Annotated in this window: 13 protein-coding genes, 3 tRNA genes, 1 rRNA gene and 2 pseudogenes; 10 read left to right on the forward strand and 9 right to left on the reverse strand. The window is 49.6% G+C overall.

The features are described from left to right. Positions 1-262 precede the first annotated feature (262 nt). From IPG31_12425 to IPG31_12440, 4 genes and pseudogenes are all read left to right on the forward strand, one after another. The gene (locus IPG31_12425) at positions 263-652 is read left to right on the forward strand and encodes a TrbC/VirB2 family protein (GenBank protein MBK6619116.1); all 390 of its coding nucleotides are present in this window, start codon (positions 263-265) and stop codon (positions 650-652) included. Between the two features lie 11 nt (positions 653-663). Then, a complete protein-coding gene (locus tag IPG31_12430) occupies positions 664-975 on the forward strand; it encodes a VirB3 family type IV secretion system protein (protein MBK6619117.1) in 312 nt (103 codons plus the stop codon). Next, a pseudogene (locus tag IPG31_12435) lies at positions 972-2,516 on the forward strand (conjugal transfer protein TrbE). The gene IPG31_12430 and the pseudogene IPG31_12435 overlap by 4 nt, the downstream one beginning before the upstream one ends. Continuing rightward, a complete protein-coding gene (locus tag IPG31_12440; GenBank protein MBK6619118.1) occupies positions 2,494-3,282 on the forward strand; it encodes a site-specific integrase in 789 nt (262 codons plus the stop codon). The pseudogene IPG31_12435 and the gene IPG31_12440 overlap by 23 nt, the downstream one beginning before the upstream one ends. A 25-nt stretch (positions 3,283-3,307) precedes the next feature. Here IPG31_12440 and IPG31_12445 read toward each other — a convergent pair. From IPG31_12445 to IPG31_12475, 7 genes are all read right to left on the reverse strand, one after another. After that, a tRNA-Lys gene (locus tag IPG31_12445) sits at positions 3,308-3,383 on the reverse strand. 90 nt (positions 3,384-3,473) lie between these two features. Then, positions 3,474-4,703, reverse strand: a complete 1,230-nt coding sequence (locus IPG31_12450) for a CDP-alcohol phosphatidyltransferase family protein (protein MBK6619119.1) — start codon at positions 4,701-4,703, stop codon at positions 3,474-3,476. 41 nt (positions 4,704-4,744) lie between these two features. After that, on the reverse strand, positions 4,745-5,812 hold the full coding sequence (gene lptG / locus IPG31_12455; GenBank protein ID MBK6619120.1) for an LPS export ABC transporter permease LptG: 1,068 nt from the start codon (positions 5,810-5,812) through the stop codon (positions 4,745-4,747). After that, positions 5,809-6,885 (reverse strand): LPS export ABC transporter permease LptF, encoded by a 1,077-nt coding sequence (gene lptF, locus IPG31_12460; GenBank protein MBK6619121.1) that lies wholly within the window; start codon positions 6,883-6,885, stop codon positions 5,809-5,811. Before lptF ends, lptG begins: the two co-directional genes overlap by 4 nt. Before the next feature lie 19 nt (positions 6,886-6,904). Beyond that, a complete protein-coding gene (locus IPG31_12465) occupies positions 6,905-7,711 on the reverse strand; it encodes a nucleotidyltransferase family protein (GenBank protein MBK6619122.1) in 807 nt (268 codons plus the stop codon). A 6-nt stretch (positions 7,712-7,717) separates the two neighbouring features. Then, positions 7,718-8,890 (reverse strand): N-acetyltransferase, encoded by a 1,173-nt coding sequence (locus IPG31_12470; protein ID MBK6619123.1) that lies wholly within the window; start codon positions 8,888-8,890, stop codon positions 7,718-7,720. Then, complete coding sequence (locus tag IPG31_12475) at positions 8,881-9,348, reverse strand: hypothetical protein (GenBank protein ID MBK6619124.1); 468 nt, start codon at positions 9,346-9,348, stop codon at positions 8,881-8,883. The genes IPG31_12470 and IPG31_12475 overlap by 10 nt, the downstream gene beginning before the upstream one ends. A gap of 170 nt (positions 9,349-9,518) precedes the next feature. Here IPG31_12475 and IPG31_12480 point away from each other — a divergent pair, with 170 nt between their 5' ends. Then, the gene (locus IPG31_12480; protein ID MBK6619125.1) at positions 9,519-10,217 is read left to right on the forward strand and encodes an SDR family oxidoreductase; all 699 of its coding nucleotides are present in this window, start codon (positions 9,519-9,521) and stop codon (positions 10,215-10,217) included. Between the two features lie 13 nt (positions 10,218-10,230). On the opposite strand, the gene queG is transcribed toward IPG31_12480, so the two are convergent. Further along, positions 10,231-11,328: a tRNA epoxyqueuosine(34) reductase QueG gene (gene queG, locus IPG31_12485; GenBank protein MBK6619126.1), complete on the reverse strand. Its 1,098-nt coding sequence runs from the start codon at positions 11,326-11,328 to the stop codon at positions 10,231-10,233. On the opposite strand from queG, the gene tsaE reads away from it, so the two are divergent. Continuing rightward, a complete protein-coding gene (tsaE, locus tag IPG31_12490) occupies positions 11,302-11,829 on the forward strand; it encodes a tRNA (adenosine(37)-N6)-threonylcarbamoyltransferase complex ATPase subunit type 1 TsaE (protein MBK6619127.1) in 528 nt (175 codons plus the stop codon). The two genes, queG and tsaE, sit on opposite strands and share 27 nt — an antisense overlap. Continuing rightward, entirely contained in the window at positions 11,805-13,124 is a 1,320-nt protein-coding gene (locus IPG31_12495; protein ID MBK6619128.1) for an N-acetylmuramoyl-L-alanine amidase, read from the forward strand. Before tsaE ends, IPG31_12495 begins: the two co-directional genes overlap by 25 nt. A 257-nt stretch (positions 13,125-13,381) precedes the next feature. Here the strand turns inward: IPG31_12495 and tnpA are convergent. Next, positions 13,382-13,771: pseudogene (gene tnpA / locus IPG31_12500) on the reverse strand (IS200/IS605 family transposase). A gap of 370 nt (positions 13,772-14,141) precedes the next feature. On the opposite strand from tnpA, the gene IPG31_12505 reads away from it, so the two are divergent. From IPG31_12505 to IPG31_12515, 3 genes are all read left to right on the forward strand, one after another. Further along, positions 14,142-15,681: ribosomal RNA gene (locus tag IPG31_12505) — 16S ribosomal RNA — on the forward strand. 90 nt (positions 15,682-15,771) lie between these two features. Beyond that, positions 15,772-15,848 (forward strand) — tRNA-Ile (locus IPG31_12510). 2 nt (positions 15,849-15,850) lie between these two features. Next, positions 15,851-15,926, forward strand: a tRNA-Ala gene (locus IPG31_12515). The last annotated feature ends 46 nt before the right edge of the window (positions 15,927-15,972 follow it).

Consider the following 15,972-nt stretch of genomic DNA (forward strand, 5'->3'; position numbering starts at 1 on the left):
AGAGAGGAACGGCTGTTTTCATAAAAATCAGCGTCACTATTTGAAGTAGTGGTCAGTTTTTGAGTGACTGCCGTTCAGAATGTTTGTTTTTCAGAGGTTCCCTAAAGAAATCATGCCATTAATCGCGGAGGCGGTTGATATGGTCGTGCATATCACGCGCACACCTCACGGCAGGAAAATCCAGCAGATTATCGAAGTACAAGGTTTTAAAAGAGGAAGTTACCAAATCAAAAAGTTGTAAATCATCCATAGGAGCCAGTCTATGAAACTGATTCATATCAAGGATATCTCTCCATTCTTTTGTTTCTTCTCAATCGTTTTTTTGTGTGCGCTTTTGTTTTCGACCGATAACGCACAAGCCGCTGTAGGCGCGGGTGGTGCGCTTCCCTATGAAACCTGGCTGGTTAATCTCAGAAACTCCGTCACCGGTCCGGTTGCTTTTACCCTATCCATTGTCGGTATTGTCGTTGCAGGCGGCATTCTGATCTTTGGCGGTGAACTCAATGCCTTTTTCCGCACCTTGATTTTTATCGTGTTGGTTATGGCATTACTCGTCGGTGCGAACAACATCATGACCAATTTGTTTCAGGGTGCGGTTATTCCGGGTGAAATACCCCAAGACCAGGAATCAATCGTAAATTCACAGGAATAGGAGGCAAACTCATGGCGCTTCGAACCATACCTATCCGTCAATCGGGTAACCGTCCTAACCTGTTTATGGGTGGTGACCGGGAACTGGTTATGTTTTCTATCCTGATTGCAGCGACTTCCATTTTTGTGGCGATGGAAGTCAAGGCTACGATCTTTGGGGTAGCCCTGTGGTTTTTTGCACTGTTTGCACTACGACTGATGGCTAAAAATGATCCGCAGCTACGTCATGTTTATCTGCGCCAGATGCAATACAAGAAATACTATCCGGCGCGAAGCACCCCTTTTTATGACAATACGCTCACACAGGAAAAACAGCATCTATGATTGCCGCCATCACCGTTCTTATCGCAATCTCTGGAGCTGTGCTGCTCTTGATACTGTTTATCCGTATCCGTGATGCAGGTAAAGAATTAAGACTGGATCAACATCGATCCAAAGCAATGGGCTTTGCCGATCTGCTGGTCTATGCAGCCGTGGTGGAAGATGGGGTGATTGTCGGCAAGAACGGTTCATTGATGGCTGCCTGGGTATTTTGTGGCGATGATACCGCCAGCAGTACCGATATTGAGCGTGAGCGCGTGTCATTCCGCATTAACCAAGCTTTATCCCGTTTGGGTAATGGTTGGATGATTCATGTTGATGCCATCCGCAAGCCCGCACAAGGCTATTCAGACAAAGCGCACTCCAATTATCCTGATCCCGTTACCGCTGCCATTGATATGGAGCGGCGCAATCTATTCGAGCGTATCGGCACAATGTATGAGAGCTGTTTTATCGTATCACTCACGTATTTGCCGCCGATGCTGGCGCAGCGCAAGTTCGTTGAACTGATGTTTGACGATGAAGCCCAAGCACCCGACCAAAAAGCCAGAACACAAGGGCTGCTGGAATATTTCCAGCGCGAATGTGCCAACTTTGAATCCCGATTATCCAGCGTATTTCATTTGTCGCGCTTAAAAAGCCGCAAGCTGGTGAATGAAGACAATACCACCATCACCCATGACGATTTCTTGCAGTGGCTGCAATTGTGCGTAACCGGCGTGGATCATCCGATGGTGTTACCGGCCAATCCGATGTATCTGGATACGCTGCTGGGTGGTCAGGAAATGTGGAGCGGGGTCGTGCCTAAGATTGGCCGCAATTTTGTTCAGGTGGTCTCGGTTGAGGGTTTTCCGCTCGAATCCTCACCCGGCATGTTAAACCTGCTCTCTGAATTGCCGGGCGTGTACCGCTGGTCATCGCGGTTTATCTTTATGGATGCGCATGAAGCAGTCAATCATCTGGAAAAATTCCGCAGACGCTGGAAACAAAAGATTCGTGGATTCTTTGACCAGGTGTTTAATCTGCAAAGCAGCAACATTGATGAAGACGCGCTGAATATGACTGAAGATGCGCAGTCAGCCATTGCTGAGACCAATAGCGGTTTTGTAGGTCAAGGTTACTATACCAGCGTAGTCGTGCTGATGATGGAAGATCGGGCAGCATTGGAAGAAGCCGGGCGAAAGGTTGAAAAAGCAATCAACCATTTGGGATTTGCCGCACGGGTTGAGACGATTAACACCATGGATGCGTATCTGGGAAGCCTGCCCGGTCACGGTGTTGAAAATGTGCGCAGACCCCTCATTAACACCATGAATCTGGCTGATTTGTTGCCGGTCAATACCATCTGGACCGGTAAGGAATCCGCACCCTGTCCGATGTATCCACCCAATTCACCGCCATTGATGCACTGTGTCACACAAGGAGCTACCCCTTTCCGGCTGAATTTGCATGTGCGCGATTTAGGTCACACCTTTATGTTCGGACCTACAGGCGCCGGTAAATCCACGCATCTGGCACTGATTGCCGCGCAGTTGCGGCGTTATCAGGGTAGACCAGATCACTGGTGATGTGATTTGGTCCGTAATTCAGGGTGTACTGGCAAAGGGGAACAAACCTGCTACAGTTAATCGTTATCTGGCACTAATTCGTAGCTTGTTACGCATGGCACGTGATGAATGGCAGTGGATAGATGCGATGCCAAAAATTCGCTTTTTAGCGGGTGAAACAGAGCGTGATAGATGGCTGACAAGAGAGGAGGCTGATCGATTAATAGCGGTTAGTCCTCCACATTTGGCAGCTTTGATCCGTTTTGCTCTCGCGACTGGATGCCGTGCCAGGGAAATCACTGGGTTGGAATGGAATCGGGTTGATTTGGAACGTAGAACAGCCTGGCTTAACCAAACCAAGAATGGAACACCGAGAGGTGTGCCGCTAAATTTCGATGCAGTCATTGTTCTTGAAGAACAGCTCGGCAAGCATCCGCAGTTTTGCTTTACTTATTTTGGTGCGCCGATTCGTTGGGAAATCACAAACAGCGCATGGCATACCGCATTGGCTAAAGCAGGAATAAGTGATTTTCGGTTTCATGACCTTAGACATACTTGGGCTTCATGGCATCGTCAGGCTGGCACGAGCTGCGATGAGCTGAAGGATCTAGGTGGCTGGAAATCTAGAATTATGGTGGATCGCTATGCGAAGTATGCAACCGAGCATTTGAGGGTTGCAGCGGCTAGAATCGAGGGCGGACGTGGGGGGAACGTGGTTAACTTGTCACGTTTTTGTCACGTTCAAAAAGAAAAAAGGAGTTAGTGTTTAACTAACCCCTTGATTTATCTGGTAGGCCGTGCGAGATTCGAACTCGCGACCAACGGATTAAAAGTCCGCTGCTCTACCAGCTGAGCTAACGACCCGAAGGTCGGCATTATACCAATGCAAACGTGTTTTTGAAACACTTACTTCCGATATTTGCGTAACAGGACGGTCTGTCATCGTGATTGTCGTTAAAAACGGGCGGTATCTGTTTTGCCATACCGATGCGCCAGTGGCACTCGGGTAAAAACCCGGACAGCAAGTTGATCACGGTTTCTGATGGGATCAATGGGTTCCATCCAGGAGTGTAACTTCCCAGCCTGAGTACGTTCGCGCCACGCCATCATCAGTCTGATAGTCAGTATCAGCGTGGATGCCAGGTGCCAGGCCACAACCAGTATCAGTCCGATATCCGGTCGACCAGCCATCCAGCCCGCTGTGAGCAGCAGTAGGTTGGGATTGCGTCTGGCGGTAATCAGGCGGTTGAACGAGTCTACTTTGCGCCAGATAAACAGATCAAACGGCGCCAGCCAGAGCTGAAAGGCGCCCTCACAAAATCGTCCGCCGATGTAGCCAAGAAACATCAGTCCGACAAGCCATTCCAGTTCGGCCAATGGGGTGACTGTGGTCATGACGCCCAGTCCCCAGGCCCAATACCATAGCGGTGGGTGAACAATATCCAGCCCGTGGTCAAGGATGTCGCCGATTTTGCTGGAAGTCAGTGTGACTCGCGCCAGTTTGCCGTCTACTGTATCCAGAAAGGTCATCAACCATCCCAGCAATAATCCCCAGCCAAACTCGCCTTCCCAGAACGCCCATCCGGCGAGCATCGCGAATAACAAACTCAGTAAAGTGACATGATTGGGTTTCAGACCAAAGCGCACGCACAAATGAGTCACCCAGAACGCTGGCAGTGGCCATGCCCACTTGGTGACCAGATCCGTGACACCTTTATACGAAGCCGCGAATAGCTCTTGCTCCAGCGCGGTGCGATTGGTTTCGCTTATCGGTAAAATATAGGGAGAATCTTTCTTTTTCAGATTCTGCTGCATTCCAGTTTGAATATCTGCCAGTTTTTTTTGAAGCAGTGTGACCGGGATGGGTGCCTCCCCTTGCAATACTGCCTGCATCACAGTTGTTTCGCTCGCGGGGGTGAGAATGGCAACCGGTTGGTCGTCATCCGTAACCAGCATCATGAATGGATCGAAAGGCAGTAGGGCTTTTAGTATTCTGCCGTCATACAGATAATCCGCGCGTATCAGTAAAACACGGGCCGCTGCAGGCAGGTTTGAGAGGTTTTCAATTATTTCAAACGTGGATTGGGTTTCTGTCAGCATGCGTTGTAAACGTTGCCGACCGCTGAGTCCCCAGAGCTTGGCGGCGCTATCGCTGACAAGATGAATAAAAATGGTTTCCGTCATTCTGAATTTGTCCGGTCAAGTGATTAGAAATAGATTTGCCATCAGACAACACGCCGCAGTAGCCAGTACCCTGCCGTGGCAATCAGCAACAATCCTGGAGATAACGAAGTGATTATCGGATTAAGTTGTAGCATCAATCCGATATTGGCGATGATCTGGTCGAGCAGGTAAACACCAATTCCCACGAGCGAAGCAAGCACCAGCTTTCCGCTTAACCCTTCCCGTACCGAGCCAAATACAAAAGGAATTGCGATCAGCACCATTGCAGTGGTCATGACGACTGCCCCCGCTTTTCGCCACAGAGCCAGTAGATAGGCGTCGGCTTGTTGTCCGGTAGTCTGCAGGAATTCGGTATGTCGCATCAATTCAAGCGGGGTGAGGCTCTCAGGGGGTTTTGTTAAGGTTGCGATATCTTCCGGCCCCAGAAATGAGTGCCAGCTGATGGCGTTTGCATGGGTTATCGCTATTTTTTCCGGCGTAAAGGTGCGCACGGTCACTTCGTGTAATTTCCACATGCCATCATCAGTGATATCAGCATGTTGTGCCTGTACATGAGCGGTTATTTTGCCTTGCTGGTTGAAGTGGATAATCTCGATATCCTGACCAAAATGCTGGTTCAGCATTTCTCCGATACGCAGAATATTTTGTGCATCACGTGTCCAGATGCCAAGATCGCGACCCAGCTCCACACTCTGTTCCAGCGCAACTGCGCGCAGCATGATGGCTTTTTGCTGTAGCTGGGGGGCAACCAGGTATTCGAGTCCGACAATTAAACTGGTTAGCAGTAATCCCACCCCCACCGCTGGCAAGCTGATTACCAGGGGAGACAGCCCGGCTACCCGTAACGCCACCAGCTCCAGATTAACCGCCAGTACCCCCAGTGCCCCCACTGTGCCTAACAGGGCGATGAATGGCGCTAATTGGATAAATCGACGCGGCACCAGCATCAGCATATATAAAAAGGCATCCTTGATACCGTATGTTCCTTTGCCAACATCATCAAGCTGATCAATCAGATCAAAAAAACTGAATAGCGGTAACAGAATAACTGCAGCAATGATCATGCCAATGAAGACTTCCCAGGCAATGTAACGTGCAATGATCTTCAATTTTGCCTCACAGCTCGTATTGCCCTGATATCCCACAAACGCAGCATCACTACCAGGAAGAAAACGCCATACAACCACCAGATGCCGGGTATGGCGGCAACGACACCCTGTTCTACCCAGGTTTTTGCCAATCCGCTTAGGTTGTAATAGAGGGCAAACACCAATGCTGCAGCGATGAAGGTTTTATCATTTTTTCCCTTGCGGGGCGCTGCCCTGGTAAATGAGATGGCCATCAGCGCAAGCAGGACGGTAGCCACCGGACGTGAAAGCCGCCATTGCAGCTCAGCGATTTCACGTGGCTGCTCGCTACTCCATAATGCGCGAGTCGACGCCGCTTTGCGTCGTGAATCCATGGCCTGTGGATCCTCATTGAAATAGGTCAGTTTCTCAAAGTGGATCATCGTATCTTTGACGGCGGGCTGAGTCAGCCGATACACCTGACCATCGACAAGTTCGATACGGGCCGGTTGTTCCAGGGTGATCTCCCGCTGGTAACCTTCGGTTGCCGTGATAATTTCACTTTTTCCGATAGTTCTAACATAATGGAATATGCCTTCAAGACGTTTTTCGTTATCGTCCTTGTTACGAACAAAAATGACCCGGCCACTTTTTTCGCTGCCATAAAATCGACCGGGCTGGAACCGGTCCGCATTTAATTCCGCTTGTGCCTGAGCATCCATGATATAGCTTTCGGCATAAGCCCAGGGGCGCGCATAAACAGACAGCAAGCCACTGAGTATCGCCACGGGCAAGGCTACCCAAAAAACAGTGAAAGTAATGCGGCTATCGCTATAACCAACCGAGCGCAATACGTTCAGCTCCTGGTCGCGATTCAGCCGGCTCAGGCCGTAAATTACTGCTACATAGAAAGCGATGGGAATCAGCACTTCAGCTGCGATGATTGTTTTCAATCCGACCAGTTTGAACATTGCCCCGGCGCCCAGGGTTTCAGAAACCGCGCTGGTGAGGAAACGTGCCACGTTGAAACTGGTAAAAAGTCCAATCAGGATGAGGGTGACGACCAGGAAAGGAAGTAACAGCTCGCGCGCAATATACTTCTCGATAATTCTCATGAGAATTAACTGTGCTTGATTATGAAGATAACGGTGAGCGAGCGGCCAGAATGGATTCTACCAGCTGCAAATCCGTTCGCTTGTCAACGTCTATTCCCGCTTCCGCGAAAGGTAACATGACGGGTGCTACCCTGACACCAGATTTTTGCGAAATAGTGTGCATCGCCTGATCAAGTGACAGATTCCCCAGCAGATAAGCCCATACCGCTCGCCAGCCCAATACCTGACTGACCAGACGCCATGGTCGTTTACGCAGCGCTTCCGCCTGCTGCCAGAATGTGACCAGATGGCGCCCGCGAGGGTTGAATGTAAACAGGTTACATCCGCATAGATTCGCATCTTTGAGTCGAATGACAGTTCGTTTGTTTTGTGGAAACTGACGCTGAATTGTTTTGTGCTCGACCATTCCCACCGTGGCATCACAATCGAGCTCCCTGGATTTTTGCAGAAAATACGTCACAATCTCAGTCGAGAGCAGCGCATGATCCGCAGTCGTCAGGAGGATGCGCTGGTCTTCCGCTACCTGTGCCATGCCGGCTGCTGCGCTTTGACTGGGTGACTTTTGGTTTTCTATCCAGCCGACTTGCCCTAGTTCGATCCGTTGTTTGAGCTCAGGACATTGCGTAAGCAGTGCCTGGGGCGGACCGCATAGCAGTATTGATGGCACCTCCTGACAATTGGCCAGTGCGTCCAGCACGCGCAGCACCATGGGCCGCCCGCCAACAGGAGCAAACGCCTTGCAGGCTGTACCCGCTGTACGTGCAACCTGGTCGCCTCCAGCGCGGTCTGCCGCCAATACCAGGGCGGTATAGCTGTTCTTATTCACGCAGACTCAGCATGCCGCCGTCTGGCTAGACAAGGTTTTTTCATAAATTCGATAGCGTTTGTATATTTTGCCGCCAATTCTATCGAGTATGGCGCGCATGGGAAGATTATTTTCCAGTATCCATGACAGTTCGATGGCTTGAATTCCTCTTGCCAGCCCTTGCTTGCGTGGCGCATCGATGATGCTGAAAGCCAGCGTCATCCCGAGGGAGGTATTGTGGAACTGTTTGCGCACGCCCATCAGTGGCACCCGAGCAGTGGTCATGGCGCAAGCCTTGACTTGCCTGATGAGCTGCAGCCAGCCCAATGGCCACAGTTTGCCGTTCAGCTGGCGCAGAATCTCGTTGAGATTGGGTAGCGCCACCATAAAGGCTGCAGGTACGCCATCCACTTCTGCGATCTGCACAAAATCATCTGGAATGAGCCATTTCATGACGCTTCCCAGCTCGGCAAATTCTGCTTCCGTGAATGGTACAAACCCCCAGTTTTCTGACCAGGCGTCGTTGAAGATATCTCGCAGAAGCTCAATTTCCGTATTGAAATTTTGACGTTGCAGCGGTCTGACATGAATCCGGGTGCGATACTTGCGCGCCATCACCTGCATAACAGCCGGTGCTTCAAAGTCGGTATGAATCCAGTAAGCCAGTAAATCCTTGCAGGGCTGGTAACCGGCTTGCTCCAGCAGGCGCTCATACCAGCGAGGGGAGTGTGGCATCATGACGGTGGGTGGCGTGTCAAAACCCTCCACCAGGATACCGCACTCCTGATTGATTGAAAAACTGAAGGGACCGCTGATACGTTGTACACCGCGAACAGATAACCAGTTCTCGGCAGTCTGCATCAGCGCCTTGCACACGGCAGGATCATCGATGCACTCCAGCAGGCCAAAGTGCCCACTGTCCTTGCCATAACGCTGCTGGTGCAGGGTGTCGATCTGCGCGCTGATCCTGCCAACCGGTTGGGCATTCTGCCAGGCCACCCAGCCTTGCCAGTGGGCATGCCTGAAATAAGGATTCAGGCGGGAGAAATGCAGTCGTCGCTCCAGTCGTAATGGTGGCACCCACATGGGGTCATGCTCGTATACCCGCCACGGAACCTCGATAAAGGTTCCCATGTCGCGATACGAGGCTAGCGGGCGGATCTCGATAAACTTTCCAGAAGGCAATTTTGTTATTTGAATTGTTCGGAATAACTCAACAATGTGGCTACCATCTCTTGGAATTGTTGTTGCTGCAAAAGCTGTTGTTCTCTAACCAATTCCGGTGAGGTTTCTGAATTTGATTCGGCGCCAGCAGAGGTCGTGCGGGAAAAATCGTTGAAGTTATTCCAGGCCATATTGTATTCACGTAATTGATCTTGCGGAATGAAATTACGTAGTGTAGTAAAAGCATCCAATAACATGGGCAAACGTGGCTGCATGAAAGTAGAAAGTTCATTCGGCCAGCGTGACGCAGTCGGATAAAGTCCTGCCAGTTCTTCCCGAAAGGCGGAGTCGAAATATTCCACGGCGTCTACCCGGCGACGGCGATTGACGTAATCGACAATCAGTCCGATCATTACAACAAAACCCAGCAGCACAAATGGCCAAAAAGGGACTACCTCTAAATAAAGCCATACCTGGTCAAAAAAATTATCCAAAATTCCCCATCCTTTCTGCTAAATAGCAAAATAAGCAGTACATAATAATAAAATAGGCAGCGATGCCATCACGAAACCGGTTTGATATTGCCACAGCTTGGTATCAGTAGCAATGCAACGGTTAATCAACAGACAGTTTTTTGAAAAAAAGGTGCGCGATGAATAACACTATATCCACTCTCCTGATTACTGGCGCCAATCGCGGCATTGGACTGGAATTTGTCACACAATATGCAGCAGATAACTGGCGCATTATTGCATGCTGCCGGCAACCCGATCATGCAGAATCACTCCGAACACTCAAGAATATTCATGGAGATCGGTTACTCGTTCACGAACTCGATTTGTCTGATTTTATGGCAATTGATCGGTTGGCTGACACTCTTCGCGGGGAAACCATCGATCTGATCATCAATAATGCCGGAGTATATCCTCCCGCACAACAAGGTGAGTTTGGTCACATCAATTATGATGCCTGGCTGGAGACCTTGCGTATCAACACACTGGCACCATTAAAAATGGCGGAGTCGTTTGTGACGCAGCTGGAACGGAGCAGGCTGAAGACATTTGCAATTATTACCAGCAAAATGGGCAGTATTGCCGATAACGGACGAGGCGGCAGTTATCCCTATCGTACCAGCAAGGCTGCGGTAAATATGGTTGCCAAAAGCCTGGCAATTGATCTTGCCCGGCAGTATATTACGACTATTCTGTTGCATCCTGGCTGGGTGCAAACGCGCATGGGTGGTCCCGGTGCCCTCATCTCTACACAACAGAGCGTGGCTGGCATGCGAGCGGTGTTAAATCGGATAACACCTGGCGATTCTGGTAAATTTTTTGCCTATGATGGGCAATTAATCCCCTGGTAAAAAGACACGAGCTTTATTCTGTGCTGCCGTGTCTTGCAAGCGCCCATTGCACGTGCTCGCGTACCAGCGGTGAAGTGTCATTGCTACGGGTTTTCAGTGCTGTGATTATTTCTGGCGAGGTGGGTGCATTTCCCAATCCAACAGCCAGATTACGCAGCCATCGCTCATGGCCGATACGTCGTATGGGGCTGCCAGCAAGCTTGTCTTCAAATTCGGATTGTGACCAGGCGAACAAATCGATCAGTGTGATGTCGTCCAGGCCATGACGCACTGTAAAATCCTCCTCTTCGGTTAATCTGGAAAATTTATTCCAGGGACAAATCAGCTGGCAATCATCGCACCCATAGACGCGATTGCCGATCAAGGGACGCATGTCCTCTGGAATGCTGCCTTTCAGCTCGATAGTCAGGTAAGAAATGCAACGTCTGGCGTCCAGATGATATGGTGCGATAATCGCTTGTGTTGGGCAGATGTCGATGCAACGCGTACAGCTGCCACAATAATTCGGCATTGGCTGATCCACCGGCAAGGGCAGATCGGTATAAATCTCACCGAGAAAGAAGAAGGAACCTGCCTCACGCGTCAAGAGCAATGTATGCTTACCCCGCCAACCCAGGCCACTACGACTGGCCCACTCGACCTCCATTACCGGAGCGCTGTCGCTGAAGACGCGGTAGCCGAATTCTCCCACCTGTGCATGAATGCGATCTGCCAGCTTCTGTAATCGGGCACGCACAACCTTGTGATAATCACGGCCTAGTGCGTAGCGGGAAATGAACGCCCTTTGCCCGTTCCTGATCGCATGCCAGCTATTTTCCATTTCGACGGGCTTGTTGTTCATGCGTACCGAAATCACACGTAGCGTACCGGGCACCAACTCGGCAGGGCGAGTACGCTTGATGCCGTGTTTTGCCATATAATCCATCTCGCCATGGTAGTCAGCTTCGAGCCATGCATTCAGTCCGCTCTCGCTGGCGGTCGTATCGGTGCAGGCATCGCTGATATGTAGATCCTGAAAACCCAGCGTGCGCGCCCAATCCTTGATCTGGCTCGCAAGCTGGTGCCAGTCCTGTGTTTGCTGTGTATGTTTATCCGGAGTCGATTTTTGCATAACGAGCATCATACCGAAACCAGCCCTGTCTCACCAAGCTACGTCACGCTGGCAGACAATGATGCGACCCTGTTGCTTGGTGCGCAACTGGCTCCTTTTCTGCGGGGTGGGCTGACTGTGTTTCTGCATGGCGAGTTGGGTGCCGGCAAAACCACACTGGTGCGCGGCATGCTGAGGGGGCTGGGTTACCCAGGAAAAGTCAAAAGTCCCACGTACAATTTGGTTGAAATCTATAAAATTTCTAGGTTATACTTGTATCATTTTGATTTCTATAGATTCAATGACCCTGGTGAGTGGGAAGATGCAGGCTTGCGGGAATATTTCAATCCGGATTCGATTTGTTTGATTGAATGGCCTGAGAAGGCTGTTGGACTTCTGTATACGCCTGATCTTGACATTACACTCGATTACGCCAGCCACGGAAGAATGGTGACAATCAGGGCAAATACGGAGGTGGGGATACAATGCATGCAACAATGGCAAAACCTGGGAGTTTCCTGAGCAGAGTCGGTCATCATGTACAGATTGGCAACGGATTGCTATTTTTTTGTCTGATTGCAGTACTGTTTGCTTTATTCGCCAGAGAGGTCGCAGCCAATAATATAATCAAAGCTGCACGGTATTATGCCGGTCCAGAACACACACGCATTACGCTGGAGTCTGTTCAGCCTATCAGCTTCTCGATCAATTTGCAGGACTCTCCCCAGGCCATTATTCTTGATCTGGAAAATGTCGGTTTGTATTCTTCACTGGAGGCATTACGTTCAAAAGTTCATGTGCGTGACCGTCTGGTCAAATCTTTGCATATTGAGCGCGTCAGCCAAGCCATAACCCGGCTGAAAATTACATTAAAAGTAAGCGTGGTTCCCAGAACCTTCACTCTTGAACCAGCGGATCAATTTGTACATAGGTTGGTGCTGGATCTGTTTCCTCCCGATCTGGCCGCAGAAAATAAAAATACTGTGGACGACCCTATTCTGGCCTTGCTGCGAGAAAAAAAGCCAGGTGCTTTCTCTGCAAGGAAGTCTGTCGCTACTCCCATGCTGACTGCAGCAATCAATCGTAAGCCTGATAAAAGACGGCCATTCATTATTGCCATCGATGCCGGGCATGGCGGCAAGGATCCGGGTGCGATAGGTGATCATGGTACTCAGGAAAAACACATCACTCTAGCTATCGCCAGAAAACTCAAAGCCAAACTGGATAAAGAGCCTAACCTGCGTGCCGTCCTGATTCGTGATGGCGATGAATTTTTGTCTCTGGCGGATCGTCGTGCCAAGGCAAGGAGGGCGAATGCCGATCTGTTTGTCTCCATTCATGCCGATGCTGCACCACGCAAACAGGCGCATGGTTCTTCTGTTTATGCGCTATCTGAGAGCAGTGCTACTTCGACAACTGCCAGCTGGCTGGCAAAAAAAGAAAATGATGCCGACCTGATGGGAGGGATTACGTTGGATAACCGAAATCTTTATTTAAAGCAGACTTTGCTGGATCTTTCGATGAAAGCCACGATTGATGAAAGCATCCGTCTGGCCACTAACGTGTTGTCCGAAATCGGCACAGTAAATCATCTGCACAAAAAACAAGTCGAGCAGGCAGGCTTTGCCGTCCTGAAATCACCCGATATTCCCTCTATTCTTATTGAAACTGCTTTTATTAGTAATAAAGCCGAAGAGAAAAAGCTGGGTAGTGAGCAATATCAGCATCAACTGACCGATGCCATAATATCGGGACTCAAGCGGCATCTCATGGATCGGCCCTGGCAAACCCGTACGGAACTTGCTGGCGCTCAATAAACACTGCGCTGCCAATTACATGGGGTGAAATTTAATAACCAGCGCTTAAGATCGCTGTCAAACAATAGCTGTTGAGGCTGATTTCTGGATCCGCCTGGCTTGTTCTATCAGAACGTGGGTTTGGTGAAGCAAGACCGAAGATCCGAAGATCCGAAGATCATATGCCAGGCTAGAAAGTTATAAACTGCGGGCTAAAGCCAGTAGTTTAGAGTTACGGGCTGAAGTCTGGATATGCGTTGACTGAATGATACGTATTGTTAGCAATTCTCCGGGCATTGCTTGCTCATCTCTTCTGCCATCTGGCCTGCTGTCGTGTAGAAATACCATCGTACCCAAAAATATCTTCCCCGGTACTTCTACTTGAGATGGGCAAGTTCTTCAAACAGGTAGCTCGATGTTTTTCCTTTTATCCGTTTCATGATCTCGCTCAGAGTGATTTCTGGCGAAAAACTCATCAGTATATGCGCATGATCTTTGCGCACTATGTCTTGTGCAGTCTTGATCTCAAACGCTTCGCATGTCTGACGAGCCAACTCTCGAACACGTTTCGCCACCTCTCCCTTCGGAATTTCGTATAGATACTTCGTTACTTATACGGGCTGGTCCCTAATCTGGTAAATCGTTTGATTTCTGTATCTGCAATCTATGCGACACCTCTTGCGTGGCATATTCTCGCAGCTAAAGCCGGTAGTTTTAACCTGATGATAGAGGTCATCATCAAATGATGGCAAATACTTTCAAAATATTATTTATTAAAATTAATGAGTTAAAAGTTTTTTTGATAAATATGGCAAATCATTGCCAATATTCGTTGACGTGCAGTAATTACTCTGTATAATTCGCATCTCTAACGCAGCGAGGCAAACACTTCAAAGCGATGTTCTTTAAAAAAATAACCAATAATTGTGGGCGCTTAGCGATACAAAAAAGTTTGCAGTAATGCAAAAAAAATGTAGAGATAAGTGTCAACGCAAGTCAATTTAGAAGATAAATCTTCTTGCGAAGATAAGCAAGATTAAACTGAAGAGTTTGATCCTGGCTCAGATTGAACGCTGGCGGCATGCTTTACACATGCAAGTCGAACGGCAGCGGGGGTGCTTGCACCTGCCGGCGAGTGGCGAACGGGTGAGTAATACATCGGAACGTATCCTTAAGTGGGGAATAACGCATCGAAAGATGTGCTAATACCGCATAGTCTTTTACAAGTAAAGCAGGGGATCGAAAGACCTTGCGCTTGAGGAGCGGCCGATGTCTGATTAGCTAGTTGGTGGGGTAAAGGCCTACCAAGGCGACGATCAGTAGTTGGTCTGAGAGGACGACCAACCACACTGGGACTGAGACACGGCCCAGACTCCTACGGGAGGCAGCAGTGGGGAATTTTGGACAATGGGCGAAAGCCTGATCCAGCCATGCCGCGTGAGTGAAGAAGGCCTTCGGGTTGTAAAGCTCTTTCAGTCGGAAAGAAACGATTGCAACTAATAATTGTAATTAATGACGGTACCGACAGAAGAAGCACCGGCTAACTACGTGCCAGCAGCCGCGGTAATACGTAGGGTGCGAGCGTTAATCGGAATTACTGGGCGTAAAGGGTGCGCAGGCGGTTTTGTAAGTCAGATGTGAAATCCCCGGGCTTAACCTGGGAATGGCGTTTGAAACTGCAAGACTAGAGTGTGGCAGAGGGGAGTGGAATTTCGCGTGTAGCAGTGAAATGCGTAGATATGCGGAGGAACACCAATGGCGAAGGCAGCTCCCTGGGTTAACACTGACGCTCATGCACGAAAGCGTGGGGAGCAAACAGGATTAGATACCCTGGTAGTCCACGCCCTAAACGATGTCAACTAGTTGTCGGATCTAATTAAGGGTTTGGTAACGTAGCTAACGCGTGAAGTTGACCGCCTGGGGAGTACGATCGCAAGATTAAAACTCAAAGGAATTGACGGGGACCCGCACAAGCGGTGGATTATGTGGATTAATTCGATGCAACGCGAAAAACCTTACCTACCCTTGACATGCTTGGGATCCTGTAGAGATATAGGAGTGCCCGAAAGGGAACCAAGACACAGGTGCTGCATGGCTGTCGTCAGCTCGTGTCGTGAGATGTTGGGTTAAGTCCCGCAACGAGCGCAACCCTTGTCATTAATTGCTATCATTAATTTGAGCACTTTAATGAGACTGCCGGTGACAAACCGGAGGAAGGTGGGGATGACGTCAAGTCCTCATGGCCCTTATGGGTAGGGCTTCACACGTAATACAATGGCGTGTACAGAGGGTAGCCAACCCGCGAGGGGGAGCCAATCTCATAAAGCACGTCGTAGTCCGGATCGGAGTCTGCAACTCGACTCCGTGAAGTCGGAATCGCTAGTAATCGCGGATCAGCATGTCGCGGTGAATACGTTCCCGGGTCTTGTACACACCGCCCGTCACACCATGGGAGTGGTTTTCACCAGAATCAGGTAGCTTAACCGAAAGGAGGGCGCCTGCCACGGTGAGGGTCATGACTGGGGTGAAGTCGTAACAAGGTAGCCGTAGGGGAACCTGCGGCTGGATCACCTCCTTTCATATTAGTATCGTTAAGCGTTCACACTTATTGGTTATTAAAACTAGCAAACAAGTTATTGGTTTATGTGGTAATCAACGCGGCCCTGACGGGTCTGTAGCTCAGTTGGTTAGAGCACACGCTTGATAAGCGTGGGGTCGGTGGTTCAAGTCCACCCAGACCCACCATAGGGGGTGTAGCTCAGCTGGGAGAGCACCTGCTTTGCAAGCAGGGGGTCATCGGTTCGATCCCGTTCACCTCCACCAATTAAACATGGAGTCAGGTTCTAGATTAAATCAAAAATCAAGTTTG

Origin of the sequence: Nitrosomonas sp. (assembly GCA_016703745.1) — a bacterium.
Taxonomy (GTDB): Bacteria; Pseudomonadota; Gammaproteobacteria; order Burkholderiales; family Nitrosomonadaceae; genus Nitrosomonas.